This window comes from Dactylosporangium sp. NPDC051484, assembly GCF_040689395.1.
Lineage (GTDB): Bacteria > Actinomycetota > Actinomycetes > Mycobacteriales > Micromonosporaceae > Dactylosporangium.
The window spans coordinates 222,908-241,477 of the sequence record NZ_JBFAZX010000002.1 but is presented as its reverse complement, the minus strand read 5'-3'; the positions used below and the strand labels follow the sequence as shown (position 1 = coordinate 241,477).

At 69.6% G+C, this 18,570-nt stretch carries 20 protein-coding genes and 1 pseudogene; 12 read left to right on the top strand and 9 right to left on the bottom strand.

Translation table 11 applies throughout. The features are described from left to right. Window positions 1-79 precede the first annotated feature (79 nt). The 4 genes from AB0367_RS05080 to AB0367_RS05065 all read left to right on the top strand — a co-directional run bounded on the left by AB0367_RS05080 (window position 80) and on the right by AB0367_RS05065 (window position 2,460). Window positions 80-838 (top strand): helix-turn-helix domain-containing protein, encoded by a 759-nt coding sequence (locus AB0367_RS05080; RefSeq protein WP_366224874.1) that lies wholly within the window; start codon window positions 80-82, stop codon window positions 836-838. 50 nt (window positions 839-888) lie between these two features. Continuing rightward, window positions 889-1,635 carry an MIP/aquaporin family protein gene (locus AB0367_RS05075; RefSeq protein ID WP_366224873.1) on the top strand — a complete coding sequence of 249 codons (747 nt, stop codon included), beginning with the start codon at window positions 889-891 and terminating at the stop codon, window positions 1,633-1,635. Then, window positions 1,632-2,042 carry an arsenate reductase ArsC gene (locus tag AB0367_RS05070; RefSeq protein WP_366224872.1) on the top strand — a complete coding sequence of 137 codons (411 nt, stop codon included), beginning with the start codon at window positions 1,632-1,634 and terminating at the stop codon, window positions 2,040-2,042. The genes AB0367_RS05075 and AB0367_RS05070 overlap by 4 nt, the downstream gene beginning before the upstream one ends. A 112-nt stretch (window positions 2,043-2,154) precedes the next feature. Then, window positions 2,155-2,460 (top strand): hypothetical protein, encoded by a 306-nt coding sequence (locus tag AB0367_RS05065; RefSeq protein WP_366224871.1) that lies wholly within the window; start codon window positions 2,155-2,157, stop codon window positions 2,458-2,460. A gap of 81 nt (window positions 2,461-2,541) precedes the next feature. On the opposite strand, the gene AB0367_RS05060 is transcribed toward AB0367_RS05065, so the two are convergent. From AB0367_RS05060 to AB0367_RS05030, 7 genes and pseudogenes are all read right to left on the bottom strand, one after another. Further along, complete coding sequence (locus AB0367_RS05060) at window positions 2,542-3,039, bottom strand: inorganic diphosphatase (protein WP_366224870.1); 498 nt, start codon at window positions 3,037-3,039, stop codon at window positions 2,542-2,544. Window positions 3,040-3,245: 206 nt separating this feature from the next. After that, window positions 3,246-3,410 (bottom strand): annotated as a pseudogene (locus AB0367_RS05055) (alpha/beta hydrolase); the annotation flags it as partial. 23 nt (window positions 3,411-3,433) lie between these two features. After that, on the bottom strand, window positions 3,434-3,868 hold the full coding sequence (locus AB0367_RS05050) for an OsmC family protein (RefSeq protein WP_366224868.1): 435 nt from the start codon (window positions 3,866-3,868) through the stop codon (window positions 3,434-3,436). Beyond that, window positions 3,865-5,250: an NtaA/DmoA family FMN-dependent monooxygenase gene (locus tag AB0367_RS05045; RefSeq protein WP_366224867.1), complete on the bottom strand. Its 1,386-nt coding sequence runs from the start codon at window positions 5,248-5,250 to the stop codon at window positions 3,865-3,867. The genes AB0367_RS05050 and AB0367_RS05045 overlap by 4 nt, the downstream gene beginning before the upstream one ends. Before the next feature lie 68 nt (window positions 5,251-5,318). Beyond that, window positions 5,319-6,113, bottom strand: coding sequence for an ABC transporter ATP-binding protein (locus tag AB0367_RS05040; protein WP_366224866.1), 795 nt, complete (start codon window positions 6,111-6,113; stop codon window positions 5,319-5,321). Further along, window positions 6,091-7,122, bottom strand: coding sequence for an ABC transporter substrate-binding protein (locus AB0367_RS05035; protein WP_366224865.1), 1,032 nt, complete (start codon window positions 7,120-7,122; stop codon window positions 6,091-6,093). Before AB0367_RS05035 ends, AB0367_RS05040 begins: the two co-directional genes overlap by 23 nt. 57 nt (window positions 7,123-7,179) lie before the next feature. Beyond that, on the bottom strand, window positions 7,180-7,980 hold the full coding sequence (locus tag AB0367_RS05030) for an ABC transporter permease subunit (RefSeq protein WP_366224864.1): 801 nt from the start codon (window positions 7,978-7,980) through the stop codon (window positions 7,180-7,182). 528 nt (window positions 7,981-8,508) lie between these two features. On the opposite strand from AB0367_RS05030, the gene AB0367_RS05025 reads away from it, so the two are divergent. From AB0367_RS05025 to AB0367_RS04995, 7 genes are all read left to right on the top strand, one after another. Beyond that, window positions 8,509-9,048: a DUF3887 domain-containing protein gene (locus tag AB0367_RS05025; protein ID WP_366224863.1), complete on the top strand. Its 540-nt coding sequence runs from the start codon at window positions 8,509-8,511 to the stop codon at window positions 9,046-9,048. Window positions 9,049-9,050: 2 nt separating this feature from the next. Next, window positions 9,051-10,187 (top strand): ATP-binding cassette domain-containing protein, encoded by a 1,137-nt coding sequence (locus tag AB0367_RS05020; RefSeq protein ID WP_366224862.1) that lies wholly within the window; start codon window positions 9,051-9,053, stop codon window positions 10,185-10,187. Beyond that, the gene (locus AB0367_RS05015) at window positions 10,184-10,939 is read left to right on the top strand and encodes a hypothetical protein (RefSeq protein ID WP_366224861.1); all 756 of its coding nucleotides are present in this window, start codon (window positions 10,184-10,186) and stop codon (window positions 10,937-10,939) included. Before AB0367_RS05020 ends, AB0367_RS05015 begins: the two co-directional genes overlap by 4 nt. Before the next feature lie 402 nt (window positions 10,940-11,341). Further along, window positions 11,342-12,313, top strand: coding sequence for a MetQ/NlpA family ABC transporter substrate-binding protein (locus tag AB0367_RS05010; protein ID WP_366224860.1), 972 nt, complete (start codon window positions 11,342-11,344; stop codon window positions 12,311-12,313). A gap of 13 nt (window positions 12,314-12,326) precedes the next feature. Next, the gene (locus AB0367_RS05005; RefSeq protein ID WP_366224859.1) at window positions 12,327-13,421 is read left to right on the top strand and encodes a methionine ABC transporter ATP-binding protein; all 1,095 of its coding nucleotides are present in this window, start codon (window positions 12,327-12,329) and stop codon (window positions 13,419-13,421) included. Window position 13,422: 1 nt separating this feature from the next. Next, complete coding sequence (locus AB0367_RS05000; protein ID WP_366224858.1) at window positions 13,423-14,082, top strand: ABC transporter permease subunit; 660 nt, start codon at window positions 13,423-13,425, stop codon at window positions 14,080-14,082. 157 nt (window positions 14,083-14,239) lie between these two features. Beyond that, window positions 14,240-15,322 (top strand): ParB/Srx family N-terminal domain-containing protein, encoded by a 1,083-nt coding sequence (locus AB0367_RS04995; RefSeq protein ID WP_366224857.1) that lies wholly within the window; start codon window positions 14,240-14,242, stop codon window positions 15,320-15,322. 122 nt (window positions 15,323-15,444) lie between these two features. Here AB0367_RS04995 and AB0367_RS04990 read toward each other — a convergent pair whose 3' ends face one another. Continuing rightward, entirely contained in the window at window positions 15,445-16,254 is an 810-nt protein-coding gene (locus tag AB0367_RS04990; protein ID WP_366224856.1) for a hypothetical protein, read from the bottom strand. Between the two features lie 45 nt (window positions 16,255-16,299). Next, entirely contained in the window at window positions 16,300-17,577 is a 1,278-nt protein-coding gene (locus AB0367_RS04985) for a cobalamin-dependent protein (RefSeq protein WP_366224855.1), read from the bottom strand. Between the two features lie 136 nt (window positions 17,578-17,713). Between AB0367_RS04985 and AB0367_RS04980 the strand changes: the two genes are divergently transcribed. Then, complete coding sequence (locus AB0367_RS04980) at window positions 17,714-18,436, top strand: helical backbone metal receptor (RefSeq protein ID WP_366225118.1); 723 nt, start codon at window positions 17,714-17,716, stop codon at window positions 18,434-18,436. The last annotated feature ends 134 nt before the right edge of the window (window positions 18,437-18,570 follow it).

Here is an 18,570-nt window from a genome sequence, read left to right as displayed (position 1 = left end):
GCCCGGCCGCTCGGCGACGCAAGTAGGCACGGTTCGCTGAGGTTGACACCCGCGATATAGGTCAGTAATCATTGAGTCAATGAACATTGAGTCTACTTCGTTGCAGGCACGCGCCCGGGTGCACGCCGCCCTCGGCGACCCCGCCCGTCTTGCCATCGTCGACGCCCTGACCCTCGGCGACGCCTCACCCGGCGAGATCGGCCACGACCTCGCCCTGCCGACCAACCTCGTCGCGCACCACGTCAAGGTGTTGCAGGACGCGGGGCTGGTCACGCGAAGCCGGTCGGAGGGCGACCGGCGCCGCACGTATCTGCGGCTCGTGCCCGAGGTGCTCGCGGCGCTTGCCCCGCCCTGCCTGGACGCCGCCGACCGGGTGGTGTTCGTCTGCACGCACAACTCGGCGCGCTCGCAGCTGGCCGCCGCGCTGTGGCGCCACCGGGTCGGCGGCCCGGTCGCCTCGGCCGGCACCCATCCCGCCGCGCGGGTGCACCCGCGCGCGGTGAGGATCGCCCACCGGCACGGCCTGACCCTTGACCCGACCGGGACCGCGAAGATCCGCGACGTCGTGCGCGAGGGTGATCTCGTCATCGCGGTCTGCGACAACGCCCACGAGGACCTCGCCGGGCCGGCCGCCCCGGTCCACCCGCGCCTGCACTGGTCGGTGCCGGACCCGGCCCGGACCGACACCGACGCCGCGTTCGAGGCCGCCTACGCCGACCTCGCCGGCCGCATCGACCGCCTCGCGCCGGCGGTCGTCCCCGCCCCGGGCCCGCCGGCCCGGACGTCGCCGACGTCCGGCCGATCCGCGACAAACTCGAACGCCGCGTCCGCCGGCTGATGGACCAGTCGCCATTCCCGCCGCATGGCCCCGATCGGGAGTACACCTTCGTGAACCCCACCCTGTGGCGGCGCCTCCTCGCCGAGTTCGTCGGCACCGCGCTGCTGGTCGCCGCCGTCGTCGGCTCCGGCATCACGGCCACCGCCCTCAGCCCCGACGACGTTGGTCTGCAGCTGCTGGAGAACTCCGTCGCCACCGCGTTCGCCCTCGGCGCGCTCATCCTCACCTTCGGCCCGGTCTCCGGGGCGCACTTCAATCCGGTCGTCTCCGCCGCCGACTGGTTCCTCGGCCGCCGCGCGGGCACCGGCCTGACCGCCAGGGACCTGACCGGATACGTCGTCGCCCAGACCGCCGGGGCGATCGGCGGGGCGATCCTGGCCGACTGGATGTTCAAGCTGCCCGGAGTCGACTTCTCGGCCAAGGACCGCACGGGTGGCAACCTGTGGCTCGGCGAGGTCGTGGCCACCGCCGGCCTGCTCTTGCTGATCTTCGCCCTCGCCCGGTCTGGCCGGGCCGCCGCCGCACCGGCCGCCGTCGGCGCGTACATCGGCGCCGCCTACTGGTTCACGTCCTCGACGTCGTTCGCCAACCCGGCGGTCACGATCGGCCGGGCGTTCACCGACACCTTCGCCGGCATCGCGCCCGCTTCCGTGCCCGGCTTCCTGATCGCCCAGCTCGTCGGCCTCGCCGTCGGCGTCGGCCTCGTCGTGGTGCTGTACCCGTCCGCCGGTGACACCACCGGCGACGTGGTCGTCTGCCATGCCGATCCGCAGTCACTGAAGGAGCGCAACCGATGAACACCAAGCCCACCGTGCTGTTCGTGTGCGTGCACAACGCCGGCCGTTCCCAGATGGCCGCCGGCTGGCTGCGCCATCTCGCCGGCGACACCGTCGAGGTCCGCTCCGCCGGGTCCGAGCCGGCGGAGCGGATCAACCCGGTCGCGGTCGAGGCGATGCGCGAGGCCGGCATCGACATCACCGCCAACACCCCACGTCTGCTGGACTGGGACACCGCCGAATCCTCCGACGTGCTCATCACCATGGGCTGCGGCGACGTCTGCCCGGTGTTTCCGGGCAAGCGCTACCTGGACTGGCAGCTTGACGACCCGGCCGGGCAGGGGATCGAGGCCGTCCGGACGATCCGCGACGAGATCAAGCGTCGTGTCGAGCGGCTGCTCACCGAACTGCCCGCCACTACCGGCTGACCCACCGGCATTCGCACCGAAGAAATCAGATGAGACCGGCACTTCCTGGGTACCACGGGGGAGCGGGCACAGGTGCTTCCACCATCGCATGCCAGGGAAGAAGGCCACGAAGGTGACGACTGCGACTGAACACCGGCCGCACGGCGGCCATGAGCACACCCACGGCGAGGGCTGTGGGCACGCCACGGTGGTCCATGGCGACCACGTGGACTATTTGCACGAGGGGCACGCCCACCATCCACACGGCGATCACTACGACGAGTGCACCGTGGCGGGCGTACATACGCCGGCCGAGAGGCATGAGCATGTCCACGGGGAGGGCTGCGGGCACGACACCGTGGTGCACGGTGATCATGTGGACTACGTGCATGAGGGGCACCGGCACGCCGCCCACGCCGATCACTACGACGAACACTGACCATTCACATCGGCGCCGGACCGCGTGCCAGCTGGCCGTCACCGGGACAACACCCGCGTGTACCGCCGCGGTCCGGCGGTGTCAGGCCGGCATCCGACGCGTCGACTGGTGCCGGTGCTGTGCCGAGCGCAGTTCCGCTTCGGCTTCGGCGCGGTCTCGCCAGCCTCGCACGTCGGTCTGTTTGCCCGGTTCCAGGTCCTTGTAGATCTCGAAGAAATGGCCGATCTCTCGCAACTGGTATTCGGGCAGGTCGGCGAGCTCACCGATCGCCTGCCAGCGGGGGTCGGCAGCCGGCACGCACAGCAGCTTCGCGTCCGGGCCCTGCTCGTCGTGCATCCAGAACACCCCGATCGGCCGCACCCGAACGCCGCAGCCGGGGAAGGTGGGCTCGTCCAGCAGCACCATCGCGTCGATCGGGTCGCCGTCCTCGGCCAGCGTGTCGGGGATGTAGCCGTAGTCGGCCGGATAGGCCGTGGCGGTGAACAGGGTCCGGTCGAGCCGGATCCGCCCTTGCTCTTGATCCATTTCGTACTTGTTGCGCGACCCGGCCGGGATCTCGACAACCATGTCGACGTTCATGGGGTACCTCCGCTTGGCCAACGCACTGACGCGCCGCGCGTTTCCCCGCGCCACCGCGTGACGCCCAGCGGCGGCCGGCGAGTGTCAGATCAGCGCTGTGGACACCGAACGGCGCTGCTCAGTCCAGTCTTGCCGCTCATCTCGCGGCTCGTCGAGGGAGAGCCGCGAGACGAGGGAGGGCCGAGCCAGCGGGCGGTCAGCGGCAGATGGCGGTGCGCGAACTCGATGACGGTCATACCGCCGAGCGAATGACCGACGAGCACCACCCGGCTCGCCGCCGCGACGGCGGTGAGCAACCCGGCGTCGCCGACGGCATCGATCCGCCGATGCCACATACGGCGATCGAGCGACCAGCCGTGCAGCAGCACAGCCTCCGGTGGGGCCTTCCCAAAGCTCAGCCTTCTGCCGTGACCGTGATGTCGATCGGTGTACCGCCACGCACCAGCGTGTTGTAGATCGGGCATCGGGCGCTGAAGTCGTTGACGTAGCGCCAGCTCTGCTCCTCGCTCGTGTCGGCGAATCTGAAGGTGAGCTCGATCCGTTCGAAGCGGGTGCTGTCGTTCTCGTCGACCAGGTACGACGAGCCGATTTCCAGCTGAGGGTACGGCAGTTCCCACTCCGCCGAACGTGCCGCGATGATGTTCAACGCGCATCCGGCAAGGCTGGCAAGGAAGTATTCCGCCGTTCCCGGGTGCTCGGCGTGCTCCAGGAGCTTGCTGTTGTCGATGGTGAACGTCGTGTCCTCGCCGGCCGCCGAGAACCGCCCGACCACATCGGTCGTCCTCAGCGTCAGCGTGTAGGGCTTTCTGCCGGTGGCGGGATCGGTCATGCGGCACCACCCTCGGCGGGCGAACGCTCGGCCAGGCGGTTCGGCGCGCTCTTGAGGCCGAGGTGCTCGCGCAGCGTCGACGTCGTGTACTCGGTCCGGAACACGCCTCGACGCTGCAGTTCCGGGACCACCAGGTCGACGAACGCGGCGGCGGGCCCGGGCCAGTAAGGCTGGCAGACCGCGACACCGTCGAACGCGCGCTCGTGGAAGTTCGTCTCGATGAAGTCGGCGAGTTGTTTCGCGTCCCCCACGATCGCGGGCTGTGAGATGGGGTTGTTGCCCATGTAGTGAGTCAGGTCTTCCAGGGTGATGTCCTCGTCATCGAAGCTTGCGACAGCGTTGTCGATGATCCAGGCCTTCTCCGGGATGAGCTTGCGGTCGATCGCCTCCAGGACACGGTCCGTGCCCGTACGGCCGGTCAGGTCGATCCCGAGCTGGTCTGCGAGCACCGCCGGCACGAAGACGTTCGTGCTCAGGTCCTGCACCTCACGGAACTTCGCGTGCGCATCGCGCGCGTTCTCGGCGACGTAGGGCGTGATGCCCGAGATGAGCAGGTGGTCGCCCTCCTCACGCCCATGGCGGACGACCCGGGACTTGATGTCCGCGTAGTACGCCTTGTTCCACTCGGCATTGCGCCAGTGAATGAACCGCATGTCGGCGTACTGGGCGCCGTACTCCAGCGAGCGCTCCGAGTAGCCTGGATGCAGGAACGGGATGTGTCCTTGCGGCGGCCGGGGGAAGTTCAGGGGGCCTCGGATCGAGAAGTGCTTGCCCGTGTGGTCGATTCTGTGGGCTTTGCTGACGTCGTGGTAGATGCCCTGTTCCTTGTCCGCGACGAGCCAGTCATCCTCCCAGCTGTCCCACAGATCCCAGAGCACCTCGGTGAACTCCTGGACCCGGTCGTACCGGTCCTCGTTGTCCAGATGGCGTTCCTGGCCGAAGTTGAAGGCGGCGGACAGATCCGAGCCCGTGACGATGTTCAGGCCGAGCCGCCCGCGCGAGAGGTGATCGAGGGTCGCGGTGACACGGGCGATGTGGAAGGGGTCGTTGTACGTCGTGTTGAACGTCACGACGAGGCCGACCTTCTCGCTGAAGGCCGCGGCATACGCCATGGTGGTGAAGCCTTCGATCGCGAAGAGATGGTCGTGCGAGACCTTGACGTTCTTGCCCGTGTATGCGAACTCGCCCCGGTGCGCGGAACTGGTCAGCGAGTTGCCGACGAAGAAGAAGTCCAGCTTTCCACGCTCGGCGATCTTGACCGCCTCGGAGATCAGCGCCGGATCCGTGTATCCGTCGGCCTCGGCTTCGGGCAGCCGCCAGGCGCTCGCGTGGCGTCCGATCCCGCTGTAGATGAGGCCGAGTTTCACGTGCTGATGGGTCATTCGAGAAAACCTTTCGGAGCGGTGGAACAGTGGCGGGTGGCCGGATGCGATCGCGGAGCCGGCTCGGCTCAGTCCTCGGCGATGGTTTCGCCGGCGGCCTCGGCCGATGGCCCGGCCGTCACCTTCGAGCGCGGTCTTCTGCGCAGCGTGCCGTGCTGCTCGACACCGAGATACGCGAGCAGGTCGGCCCGGTGTGCGAGCAGTTCCGCGCCCGGGACCGAGCCGTCGTGATCTCGCCGCACCCGAAGCCCATGAGCGATCCGCCCCTCGCGGAGCACGAGGACGCGGTCCGCCAGCAACACCGCCTCGTCGACGTCGTGCGTCACCAGCACGACGGTCGTAGCGTGCCGCTCCCAGATCTTGACGACGAGTTGGTGCATGGAGATGCGGGTCAGGGCGTCGAGCGCACCGAAGGGCTCGTCGAACAGCATGAGCCGGGGGGCTCGCACGAGCGCGCGGGCGAGGGCGACTCGCTGTGCCTCTCCGCCCGACAGCGTCAGCGGCCATGCCCGGCTCTTGTCGGCGAGCCCCACCTCGGCGAGCGCTTCCAGTGCGGCCTGCGTCGACGTGCGCGGCAGCCCGATGGTCACGTTGTCGAGCACGCTGAGCCAGGGGAACAGGCGCGCCTCCTGGAAGACGACCGCCACGCCGTCCGGTACCTCGACGCGACCCGCGTCGGGCTTGTCCAGCCCGGCGAGCAGGCGTAAGAGGGTGGACTTCCCGGAACCGGACCGGCCGAGGAGGGCGACGACCTCGCCCTCCTCGACCGTCAGGTCCAGGTCGTCAAGAACGCGCTGATCACCGAACCAGCGGGAGACGTGACTGGCCAGTTCGAGCACGCTACTTGCCGAGGGTCGTGACATCGACGTAGTTCTTGGACAGGTCGGGAACGCTCTTGCGGAACCCGAAGCGCACGGTCTGCTCGCCGACCTCCTTGATCTGCGACAGGATCTCGTCGTTGATCGCCACCACTTCGACGGGGTCGAAGCCGAGAACGATGTCGACGAGATTGGCCGGCTGCCCGCTCGCCAGTCGTGCCTTCTTCTCGATGTCAGGATTGGCCCGGATCTGCTTCGCCTGATTGACGAGCCCGTCGAACACGGCCTTGACGGAGGCGGGGTGCGCGTCGAGGAAGCTTCGGGTGACGACGAACAGGCTCCAGTTGCGGGCCTTCGTCTTCGCGTTGGTCGTCAGCACCGAGGTGTCCTTGACCAACTGCGCCGACGCGAAGTAGTTGTCCCACGTGGCGAGGGCGTCGACATCGCCACTGGCCAATGCGGACACGCCATCGGCCGGATTCGCGATGTGGACGATCTTCACATCGCCGGCTTTGAGGCCCGCCGACTCCAGTGCGGCGAGCAGCACGTACTCACCCGTCGAACCCGGAGTGCTCACCGCGACCCGCTTCCCCGCGAGATCGGCGACGGTCGCGATGCCGGCCTTGTTGCGCACGACGATGCCCTGGTTATCGCCGCTGTTGAGGCTGACGGCGAAGGCCACCAGGCTTGAGCCGGAGCTCGCCTCGTTGAAGAAGGTCGCAACCGAGTTGGACGTGAAATCGATCCGGCCGGCCTTGGCCGCCTCGGATGCCTCCGTCGGCGCGAACGGCCCGTTCCACTCGACAGACCCGCCGATGCCCTTGAGGGCGTCCGATACCGCGTTGCTGTTCTGCGCCAGTGTCCACAGGTTCGTGCCGCCGAAGTACCCGACTCGGGCGACGGCCGGGTCGCGTTGCGTTGTTGCCGAGGGGGCCGTGGAAGGAGTGGTCGAGGAGGCCGGGTCACTGCCGCAGGCGCTCAGCGCGAGCGTTGCTATGAGAGCGAGTCCGCCAACCGCACGACGGCGCTTGCGGATCTGTAGCGATACGTCCATGGTGTTCTTCCTTGTGTTTTCTGAGGGGTGTGCTGGACTGGCCTTGTCCGGCGGGGTCTATACGCCCCGATGGGCTTGCCGCCAGCGGAAGATCCTGCGCTCGGCCAACGCGACGAGCGCATCGGTGATGAGCCCCAGCGTGGCGTACAGGACCACGCAGAGGATGACGACTTCGCTCTGCCCGTATTGACGGGCGTTCGTCAGGAGGAAGCCGATACCGGTTACCGCGTTGAGGCTCTCGGCGATCACGAGCACTGCCCACGTGATGCCGAGCGCGTACCGGATGCCGATGAACACCGACGGCAGGGCTCCGCGAAGCAGCACCCGGGTTGCCAGCTGGTATCTGGTGAGGCCGTACACCTTCCCCGCCTCGACCAGTCGCCGATCCACGTTGCGGATGCCGCCGAAGGTGTTGAAATAGACCGGTACGGCTGTGGCCAGGACCACGAGCAGCACTTTGGTCTGCTCGCCGATGCCCGTCCAGAGAATCAGCAAGGGCAGCATGGCCGTGAACGGGATCGCTCGGATGATCTGGACCGGCTTGTCGAACACGAACTCGGCCCAGCGCGAGAATCCGGCGAGCACGCCGAGCAGAATCCCGGCCGCGGTGCCGATCGCCGCCCCGATCAGTCCGCGGGCGACCGTCACGCCGATGGAGGACCACAGCAGGCCCGCGTCGGAGAGCTCCGCCGCGGACGCGGCGACCTTGCTCGGCGCCGGAAGGAACTGAGCCGGGACCGATTCGTTCGCCGTCGTGGCGATCCAGATGACGACGATCGCGAACACGCTCAGCCAGGGCGCGACGCGCAGCCCTAGCCGCGGCCACGCGAAGCCTGGGCGAGCGGCGGTGGAACTCAAGACAACCTTCCCTACGAGCGATGCAGCCGGCTGCTGCCGATGCCGCAGGGGCCGGCACGGCGCTGGCGATTCATGTAATCCAGATTGGTTAGATGGGATCTTAACGACGGGCCGATCAAGGTCAAGTTGATGTGACTGGTACGACACCGCAGGTCAGAGCCACGACATGGCCGGACTCGCCCGGGTCGCGGGCCCTCGTGGGTGCGGTGCCGGAGCGTCCTGGCGCACATCCGGTGACTGTCCAATGTGGAGGCGGCTCGGTCGTCGCGGCGGGTCGGCCGATTACGTGCGCCACGCGCGCCAATTTCGTGCTATGGTCGCACGAAAAGGCAGGTGATCATGGCCAACACCGACGAGGCGGCGGCGTGTGAAGTGTGCGGGCGGCCCCTGGAATCCCGGTCGGGTCCCGGTCGTCGTCGCCGATACTGCGGGGCGACCTGTCGCAGTGCGGCCCGGCGACAGCGGGCGAATGGGGGTGTCGTAAAGATCCCCTTGACGCGAGGGAAGCGTCAAGTCAAGCTTGACGGCGTGGATGTCGAATCGCCGTTGCGGGTGCTCCGGCAAGCCCTCGACGCCGTGCGTGAGGCCGAGGGCAGGCTGCACGGCGCCGTTGACGCCGCTCGCGAGGCCGGCCACACCTGGTCGGAGATCGGCGACGTGCTCGGCACGACGCGGCAGGCCGCCTTCCAGCGCTTCGGCCGGCCGATCGACCCCCGCACCGGCGCCCCGATGAGCGCCGCGCTGCTGCCCGGCGCGGCCGAGGCCGCGGTCGCCCTCTTCGTCAACCTCGCCGAGGGCAACTGGGAGGAGGCGCGCCGCGGCTTCGACGCCAAGGTCAGCGAGGCGCTGCCCGACGCGGCCGCCGTCGCCGGGACCTGGGCCGCGATCGCCGGCCGTTGCGGGCGATACGAGCAGCACATGGGCGAGCCGATCGCCCACCAGCTCGGCGACTACACCGTCGTCGACATACCGCTGCGGTTCGAGGTCGGCGAGCAGGTGGGCCGGGTCAGCTTCAGCCCCGACGGCAAGGTCGCCGGCCTGTTCGTGCTGCCTCCGGAGGCGATCTGAGCATGCGCGACCCCGCCGTCTGGCTCCCGATCGCCGCGCTGGTGCTGGCGTTCATCATCGTCTGCTTCGTGCAGCTGATCCGCCGACCGGCCAAGTATCTGCCCAAGGCCGTCTGGGCGCTGATCATCCTGGTGCAGATCCCGCTCGGTGGCGTGCTGTATCTGATCATCGGCCGCGCCGAACGGACGACGACCGAAGCATCGCCGCTCACCGCCGGCCCGGCCGTGGCCGGCGCGGATCCGCCGCGGCCGGTCACGACGCGACCCGCCGCCGTGCGCACCCATGCCATCACGAAGCTCTTTCCCGGTGACGTCGGCCTGCACGCTGTTGATCTGAGCGTGCCGGCCCGCGGGGTGTATGGACTCGTCGGACCCAACGGTGCGGGCAAGACGACGCTGCTGTCCCTGCTCGCCGGGTTACGCCGCCCCGACAGCGGCCAGCTGTCCACCACGGCCCGCGTGATGCTGTGCCCCGACACGCCGGCCTTCGAGCCGTGGCTGACGGCGGCGGAGACCGTCGAACTGTTCCGGCGGCTGAGCCCGGACGGGGCGACCGGCACCGATCACGCCCTCGCGCTCGCCGGCCTGACCGCGGTGCGCGACCGGCGGGTCGGCGGCTTCTCCCGGGGCATGGCGCAGCGGCTCGGACTGGCCGTGGTGCTCGCCTCCGGCGCCCAGGTGCTGTTGCTGGACGAGCCGACCAGCGCCCTGGACCCGCAGGGTCGCTCCGAGATCCTGAACCTCATCACCGCGCTCGGACGCGACCACGCGGTGGTCTTCTCCAGCCACATCCTCGCCGACGTCCAGCGTGTCGCCGACACGGTCGGCGTCCTACGCGAGGGCCGGCTCATCTACCAGGGCCCGGTCGACGAGCTTCTGGACCGGCACACCCGGCCGAGCTGGCAGCTGCACCTGCGCGCCGGCGCCGACCGGCTCGCCGATCGCCTCGGCCGGCTCGACTGGGTGGCCGCGGTCCGGCCGCACGAGCAGGGCCTGCGCGTGGACACCACAAGCGTGCACGCCGGCGAGACGCTGCTGCCGGCCGAGATCAGCGCGAGCGGCGCGGAGCTCATCGCGTTCAATCCGGTCGGCGCGGACCTGGAGACGGTCTTTCTGAACCTGGTGGAGGTACAGCCGTGAACCTGTGGCGGCTGGAGTGGCTGAGGCTGTTGCGGACCGGGCGGTGGATCGCCTTGGCCGCGGTCTTCCTGCTGCTCGGCTTCGGTGAGCCCCTGGTCACCCGATACCTGGGGGAGCTGCTGAGCGGCGCCACGGGCGACGGCTACATCCAGATCACGACGACCAAGCCGCGGCCCTCCGACGGGATGGGCGCCTACTTCGACAACATCACCTCACTCGGCACACTCGTCATCGTCGTCATCGCCGGCCTCGCCTTCTCGGTGCGGGCCAACCCGCCGCTCGCCGTGCTGTACCTGACCCACGTGCCGGGCCGGATCGGACTGCTCGTCCCGCGATTCGTGACGGTCGCGGCCGCGGCCGCGTTGGCCAGCGCCGTGGGCGGGGCCGCGGCGGCGTACGAAACGACGCTGCTGCTGGGCGCGCCGGCCGCGGGCGCGACCGCCACCGGCATCCTGATCTCCAGTCTGGGCGCGGTATTCGCCGTCGCGGTCACCTTCCTGGCCGCGATGCTCCTGCGCGGACAGGTGGCCACGATCGCCGTCGCGCTCGGCGCGATCTTCGTCGCGGTACCGTTCGCCAACCTGATCCCGGGCGTCCGCGACATCGGGCCCGCGGCGTTCATCGCACTGCCCAAGCACCTGCAACTCGCCGCGTGGCGCACCGACGACACCTGGGCGACCGTGGTGACGCTGCTGCTCGCCGCCGTGTGCGTGGCCGGTGGACTCTGGCGTTCGACCCGCTGGGAGCTGTAGACCGCCGGCCGGACGGTGCCCGGCGCCGCACCCGCCTTCGCGGCGCGGGAGCGCGAGCCGCCGGGCCCGGGGTGGAGCTCGAACGGGACGCGGAACACATTTTGTCTATCGGATAACTGGGTTAATATCGATGCCGAGTCCAGCGCTGGAAGGAGGCAGGAGTTCGGTGCCGACATCTCCCCGCATTCGCATCGTGCCGCCGACCAGCCAGCGTGTGTCCGACCAAGCGCAGGTTGCCAGCTGTCCGTGTCGTTGACGCGGCACCGGGCCCAGACCATCTCCCGAGCCCACCGATAGGGCTCGGCGGCCGTCCGTCCGTGCACCCTCACGTCCTTGCGTCCCTCGTGCCCTTGCCTGGCGCGCGCATTGCCGCGCGCACCCCTCCCACCCCGGAGCATCGTCATGTCACAACCGACATCGCCCGAACCCGATCAGCCCGGCCGGCCTGACCCGGCGGACCAGCCACAGCTGCCGGCCCGTCGGCGTCGGCCCTGGCCCTGGATCGGGGCCGCTGCCGCCGTCGTCGTCGTGGCCGCGGTCGTCGTGGTGGCCACGACCGCCGGCGGCGGGTCCGGCGACTCGCAGACCGTTCGCATCGGCGTCGCCGACGCGTCGGAGCCGTATTGGAAGACGTACACGGACCTGGCCAAGCAGCGGCTGAACGTGACGGTGAAGCTCGTCAACTTCAGCGACTACAGCCAGCCGAATCCGGCGTTGAAGGAGAAGCAGCTCGAGCTCAACCAGTTCCAGCACATCCAGTACCTCGCCAACTACAACGTCATCGCGCGCGACGACCTGCAGCCGATCGGCGCGACCGCCGTCTATCCGCTGCCGCTGTACTCGTTGAACCACAAGTCGCCGTCGGAGCTGCCGGAGGGTGCCAAGGTGGCGATCCCCAACGACGCCATCAACGAGGCGCGCGGCCTGCTGGTCCTGCAGTCGGCGGGCCTGGTGACGCTGAAGAACGGCGGCACGGCGTTCTCCAGCACGTCGGACATCCTCACCAAGAAGGTCGACGTGGTGACGCTGGACGCCTCGCAGACCGCGGGCGCGCTCAAGAGCGGCTCGGTGGCGGCGGCGATCGTGAACAACAACTACGCCACCAGCGCCGGCCTGCCCCGTTCGGCGGCCGTCTTCCAGGACGACCCGGCGAGCCAGAGCGCGGCGCCCTACGTGAACCTCTTCGTCGCGCGGGCCGCGGACAAGGACAACCCGACATACCTGAAGCTGGCGGAGCTGTACCACGACGCCACGGTGGAGGAGGGTGTGCAGAAGTCCAACGGCGGCAGCGCCGTCTTCCGGCAGGTGCCGCCGGCGGACCTGCAGTCGCTGCTGAAGACCGTGCAGGGCCAGGCCGTCGCGGCGGGCAAGTAGCCACCGGCCGATCGTGTCCACAGCAGACCAGGACGCGGGGCGGGCCGGCGTGCCCGCCCCGCCGCACGTGCGCCTGAGCCACGTCACGAAGACGTTCACCCGGGGCGGCAACGGCACCCGGGTGGCGGCCCTCGACGACGTCAGCCTCGACGTCGCCAAGGGCGAGGTGTTCGGCGTCATCGGCCACTCCGGCGCGGGGAAGAGCACCCTGATCCGGCTGATCAACGGGCTGGAGACCCCGACCACCGGCCGGGTGTATGTCGGCGAGCACGAGGTCACCGCACTGTCCGAAAGGGACAGACGCGACGTCCGGCGCGACATCGGCATGATATTCCAGCAGTTCAACCTGTTCCGGTCCCGCACGGTGGCCGGCAACGTCGCCTACCCGCTCAAGGTGGCCGGCGTCGGCCGGGCCGAACGGGACCGGCGGGTGGCCCGGCTGCTGGACTTCGTGGGGCTGCTTGACCGCGCACACGACTACCCGGAGCAGCTCTCCGGCGGGCAGAAGCAGCGGGTGGGCATCGCCCGCGCGCTGGCCACCGAACCCTCGCTGCTGCTGGCGGACGAGGCCACCAGCGCGCTCGACCCCCGGACCACGGCCGAGGTGGTGGCCCTGCTGGGCAGGGTCAACCGCGAGCTGGGAGTCACCATCGTGCTCATCACCCACGAGCTCGACGTGATCCGGGCCGTGGCCGACCGGGTCGCGGTCATCGACGGCGGCCGGATCGCCGAGGCGGGCACGGTGTACGACGTGTTCGCCCACCCCCGCAGCACCGCGGCCGCCGACTTCGTGCGCGGCGCCCTGCGCGACCGGCCCTCGGCTGAGACCCTCGCCCGGCTGCGCCGCACGCACAGCGGGCGCCTCGTCACCGTCGCGATCCGCGACCGTACGGGCTTCCAGACCGCCCTGGCCAAGACGTTCCTCGCGCACGGTGTGGCCGCCGACATCGTCTTCGGCGGCATCAGCGAACTGCAGCAGCGCCCGGTCGGCAGCCTCACGTTCGAGCTGACCGGCCCTGATGGCCCTGATGGCACGGACGGCGCGGTCGACGCGGCGCTGGCCGCGCTGCGACGCGACGGCGTCGATGTGATCGAGGAGGACCGCTGACGTGGGCGAGTTCATCACCAATCTGCCGGTCTTCCGCCAGGCGATCTGGCAGACGTTCTACATCGTCGGCATCTCGGTCGTGGCGGGCGGCCTGCTGGGTCTCGGCCTCGGCCTGGTGCTGTACGCGACGCGCCCGGGCAACCTGCTGTCCAACCGCTTCGTCTTCACCGCGGTCAACATCCTCGTCAACGTGGTGCGGCCGATCCCGTTCGTCATCTTCCTCACCGCCATCCAGCCGCTCATGCTGGTCGCGATCGGCACGACCATCGGTACGAACGCGGTCACCTTCGCCCTGACGCTCGCGGCGGCGTTCGCGGTCAGCCGCATCATCGAGCAGAACCTGCTCGCGGTCGAGCCAGGGGTCATCGAGGCCGCCCGGGCCGCCGGTGCCCGGCCGCTGAGCATCCTCCTCACCGTGGTCGTCCCCGAGGCGCTTGGCCCGGTGATCCTCGGATACACGTTCATCTTCGTCGGCGTCGTGGACATGTCCGCCCAGGCGGGGCTGTTCGGCGGCGGCGGGCTCGGCGACTTCGCCGTCACCTACGGCTCCCAGCGCTACAACTGGCCGGTCGTGTACATCACGGTCGCCACCATCATCGTCATCGTCCAGGCCGGCCAGTTCATCGGCAACATGCTCGCCCGCAAGGCCCTGCGCCGGTAAGACAGGCACGCATCCCGCATGGCCCCGCCGTGGTCACCAGCGGTTTGACGCCAGATCGTTCCCTCGGATTCACCTGCATGTCATGGTCGCGCTTTCGTGCGTTGGATGATCATCGCCAGGCTCGCCTCGACATCCATACTGCCAGCGAGGAGGACGCATGAAGCGTTTCAGATCTCCGTCGCGCCGAGGCGCGCTGATCGGGGCGGCAATCGCCGTCGCGGTCGGGGCGGGGGTCGCCGCGCTCGCGCCCGTCGCGTTCGCCGCCCCTGGGGCGCCGGGCACCCGGCCGGCGTTCTGCGGCCACGACCAGCGCAAGACGCCGTTCGCGCAGTACCTGTGCGCCGAGGCCGGAGACCTGCTCGACGTCCGCGTCGGCGACGTGCACCCGACGCAGCCGTCACTGGGCTACGACGAGGTCTACTACAAGCTGGGGCGCTACACCCTGGGCAAGGACGCGATCAACAAGAAGTTCGACGACTGGTGCGAGGCGGACGGCCGGATCGCGGCCGCGACGGCCACACCCGGCGCGCGGCTGGACGACCCGTCCTCCTTCACGTGCCGGATCGCGGTCGGCGCCGAGACCGCGGACAGCATCGCCGCGATGAAGACCGTGGTGATCGGTCCCGGCGGCGAGCCGTTCCTCACCGACGGGCACCACACGCTCACGTCGTTCTACGAGACCCCCGACGGCGGCGCCGATCTGCACGTCCGGCTGCGGGTGCAGGCCAACCTGAGCACCCTCACCCGCCAGGACTTCTGGGCGCAGATGCAGGCACACAAGTGGGTGTACCTGCGTGACCCGCAGGGCAACCCGACCAAGGTGAACAAGCTGCCGACCAGCGTGGGGCTGGCCAACTTCACCAACGACAAGTACCGCAGCCTGCTCTACTTCGGCCGCGACATCGGCTACGCCCAGAACGGGCTGCCGTTCCAGGAGTTCTACTGGGGCAGCTGGGTCCGCGACGCCAAACCGATCGACCTGAGCACCTGGAACCCGAACGACCACGCCAGCTACCTGGCCACCGTCAAGACACTGACCGAGACGATGACCGCGCTGCCCAAGGGCACCGCCATCGACAGCGGCTTCACCGCCGCCCAGCTCGGCGCGCTGAACCAGTGGAACGACGGCAAGGCCGCCAACAAGGGCGAGTTCGACAAGCTCAGCAAGCCGTACTCCGACGCCAAGCCGGGCAAACTGGCCTACGCCCTGGAGTACAAGCGGGTGCACGGCCTGGGCTGATGCTCGCCCGGCCTCGACGGCTTCCCGTTCCCCGGGCACCGTCGCGTCATCGCCGCTTCGAGGCGGCGCGCAAGGCGGAGGCCCGCTACCGCGATCGGCGGTAGCGGGCCTCTGGCCGCGAATCAGGCGAACTGGGCCAGTAGCGCCGCGGGTGCGGGCTGCACGTCCGCGGCGGCCGGCTTGCTGATCGAGACGGGCTTGCCGAAGTCACTGAACGTCGTCGTCGCCGTCGTCGCCGGAAGCTGGCCGGCGGCGGGCGCCCGCACCGTCAGCGAGGTGACGTAGCCCTCGGCGCCGACCGTCGCCTCGAACGGTACCGACTTCGCCGCGTCGCCCATCTGCTGGATCAGGGCGGCGCCGGACGCCGGCAGGTTGCGCTTGGTGGTGTCGATCGTGCCCTTGTACGCGCCTGCGCCGGTCTGCTCGACGGTCACGATCGCGTCGGTGAACCCTTTGGTGTTGGTCGGGTCGTCCGGGTTGAAGCCCAGCTTGCTCAGCGACGTCTTCGAGCCGTCGATGTACATCCACTTCTTCGGGTTGACGCCCGGAAGCGGCAGACCCAGCTTCAGGTACAGGTCGGCGCCGACGATGATGACCTCAGCGGTGATCTGCTGCCCCTGCGCGGTGATGGTCATCGAGCCACTGTTGGCCTGCTTGGCGGGGTCGCTTGCGCCCGTCAACTTGGTGCCGGTCCCAGCACCCGATTCGGTGGTCGCCGAATATGCGACAGTGCCGCCGGCGAGCTTGGCGAACGCGTCGGTCAGGTCCTTGCGCGCGTCGGCCTTCGGTGCCGCTGACGCCGCCGCGCTGCTCGATCCGCTGGCCGCCGGCGCGGCGTCGCCGCCGTTGTCGTTCTTGTCGTCGCAGGCCGCGGTGACGGTGAGCGCTGCGGACAGCACCAAAGCGAGCAGGACACTCCTGCTGGACTTCATCAGTTTCCTCCCGGTGGCGGCACCGTGCCGCCTCGGCGAGGATAGCTATGCCATGCCAGCCGGGATCAGCCCGGCGGACACCTGTCCGTCCACTGTAGGCAGCACGCCGGGGAAGCGTGGCAGGCCGTAGTCGACGAGCAGCCCCTTGAGATGGTGGTAGAGGGCGGTCACGCCGTCGTCGTTGAGCCGGGCCGCGCTCGTACCGAACACCGGCATCCGCTGCCACGGCGTGCCGGGCTGCTCCCGGTTGCGGACCAGTTGCCGCGCCACGTCGTGGCGGGCCTCCTCGCCGCCGCGGAGCTCGAACTTGTTGATGGCGACCGCGTCGGCCAGATCCAGCATGTCGATCTTCTCCAGCTGGCTGGCGGTGCCGTAGTCCGGCGTCATCACGTACAGCGACACCGCGGCGTAGGACGCGATCGACGTGTCGCCCTGGCCGATGCCTGGCGTCTCCACGATGACCAGGTCGTAGCCGGCGGCCTTGCAGGCGGCGATGATGTCCACCATATGGGCCGGCGCGGTGCCGTTGGACCGCCGCGTCGCCAACGACCGGAAGAACACCGCACCCGACGCGACACTGTTCATCCGGATCCGGTCGCCCAGCAACGCCCCTCCGCCGCGGCGCCGGCTCGGGTCGATGGCGATCACCGCCACCCGCAGCTTGTCCTCGCTGTCGCGGCGCAATCGGTGGAGCAGCTCGTCCGTGAGCGAGGACTTGCCCGAGCCGCCCGTGCCGGTGATGCCCAGCACCGGCACCGCCCGCGACCGCGCCGCGTCCCGGACCGCCGCCGCCAGCCGGTCGTCGGCACCCGATTGCAGGACCGTGATCGCGCGGGCGAGCGCGGACTCGTCGCCGGCTCGCAACGCCTCCGCGTCCGCCTGTGGCCGGCGCCGGGCCAGGTCCACGTCGCAGTCCCGGATCAGCTCGTTGATCATCCCGGGCAGGCCGAGCCACTGGCTGTCCTGAGAGCGCAGGACGCGCACCCCGCGTGCGGCCAGCAGCGCGATCTCGTCCGGCGCGAGCGGGGCGCCACCGCCGTAGACCCGCACATCGGCGGCGCCCCGCTCGGTGAGCCGGTCGGCCAGGTGGCTGAGGTACTCCACCTGGCTGCCCTGACCGGAGGAGACCGCCACCCCCTGCACGTCCTCCTGCACCGCGGCGGTGACCACCTCCTCGACGCTGCGGTCATGGCCCAGGTCCACAACCTCCGCGCCCTGAGCCTGTAGCAGGCGGCGCATGCCATCGATGCCGGCGTCGTGTCCGTCGAAGAGACTGGCCGCGGTGACGAAGCGCAACGGATTGGCGGGCACATGGAGAGCCATGGCGGAAATGCTAGGATGACCGACTATCTGAAGTCCATGTAGTGTGAGCCGTCCTATACGCTTGAGTGCCGTGTCCGCGACGGCCGCTGACGAGGAGAACACGGTGAGCCGCGACGACTTGGGCCATCCGGTACACCTGCCCCGCCCCGCCCGGCGGGTCGTCTCCCTCGTGCCCTCACTGACCGAGTCGGTCGCTGCCACCCGGCCGGACGCCCTTGTCGGCGCCACCGACTGGTGCACCCACCCGGCCGGCCTGAAGGTCGACCGGGTCCGCGGCACCAAGAACCCCAACCTCGTCGCCATCACGGCGCTCCAGCCCGACCTGGTGCTGGCCAACCAGGAGGAGAACCGGCGCAAGGACGTCGACACCCTGCGCGCCGCCGGCATTCCCGTCTGGGTCACCGTCGTGCGCTCCCTCACCGACGCCTTCACCTCGCTGCGCCGCATGTTCACCGACGCGCTCCAATGGCCCGTGCCTGCCTGGCTCGCCGAGGCCGAGCGGGCATGGCAGCGCCCCAGCCCCGTCGCCGTCCCGGCCGTCATACCGATCTGGCGCGACCCGTGGATGGTCGTCGGCTCCCACACCTTCACCGGCGACCTCGCCGCCCGGCTCGGACTGCACAACGTGTACGGCGACAGCCCGCACCGCTACCCGCACGTCGAACTCGGCGACATCCACCGCTACCACCCCGAACTCGTCGTCCTGCCCGACGAGCCATACCGGTTCACGCCCGCTGACGGCCCGGAGGCGTTCCCCGGCAGCCGGGTCGTCCTCGTCGACGGCCGCAGCCTCACCTGGTATGGGCCCTCGCTGCTCACCGCATCCGAACGGCTGCCATCGCAGTTAGGACTGCGATGACGATGTGTGCCGCGTCCGCGGGCTGACCGCCGGTGCCGGTGGCACCCCAAAGAGGGGGTCAAACCGGCCGTGATCAGGGCGGACGCCATGGTCGGCACCTGCGGTGCCGGTCGGCCGGTTGAACGTTAGGAAGG

Bases quoted from the DNA above. Each gene is read 5' to 3' on its own strand.
- AB0367_RS05080 (WP_366224874.1), top strand. From the start codon at position 80: ATGAACATTGAGTCTACTTCGTTGCAGGCACGCGCCCGGGTGCACGCC.
- AB0367_RS05070 (WP_366224872.1), top strand. From the start codon at position 1,632: ATGAACACCAAGCCCACCGTGCTGTTCGTGTGCGTGCACAACGCCGGC.
- AB0367_RS05060 (WP_366224870.1), bottom strand. From the start codon at position 3,039: ATGAACGTCGACATGGTTGTCGAGATCCCGGCCGGGTCGCGCAACAAG.
- AB0367_RS05050 (WP_366224868.1), bottom strand. From the start codon at position 3,868: ATGACCGATCCCGCCACCGGCAGAAAGCCCTACACGCTGACGCTGAGG.
- AB0367_RS05045 (WP_366224867.1), bottom strand. From the start codon at position 5,250: ATGACCCATCAGCACGTGAAACTCGGCCTCATCTACAGCGGGATCGGA.
- AB0367_RS05040 (WP_366224866.1), bottom strand. From the start codon at position 6,113: ATGTCACGACCCTCGGCAAGTAGCGTGCTCGAACTGGCCAGTCACGTC.
- AB0367_RS05035 (WP_366224865.1), bottom strand. From the start codon at position 7,122: ATGGACGTATCGCTACAGATCCGCAAGCGCCGTCGTGCGGTTGGCGGA.
- AB0367_RS05020 (WP_366224862.1), top strand. From the start codon at position 9,051: ATGCGCGACCCCGCCGTCTGGCTCCCGATCGCCGCGCTGGTGCTGGCG.
- AB0367_RS05010 (WP_366224860.1), top strand. From the start codon at position 11,342: ATGTCACAACCGACATCGCCCGAACCCGATCAGCCCGGCCGGCCTGAC.
- AB0367_RS04995 (WP_366224857.1), top strand. From the start codon at position 14,240: ATGAAGCGTTTCAGATCTCCGTCGCGCCGAGGCGCGCTGATCGGGGCG.
- AB0367_RS04990 (WP_366224856.1), bottom strand. From the start codon at position 16,254: ATGAAGTCCAGCAGGAGTGTCCTGCTCGCTTTGGTGCTGTCCGCAGCG.
- AB0367_RS04985 (WP_366224855.1), bottom strand. From the start codon at position 17,577: ATGGCTCTCCATGTGCCCGCCAATCCGTTGCGCTTCGTCACCGCGGCC.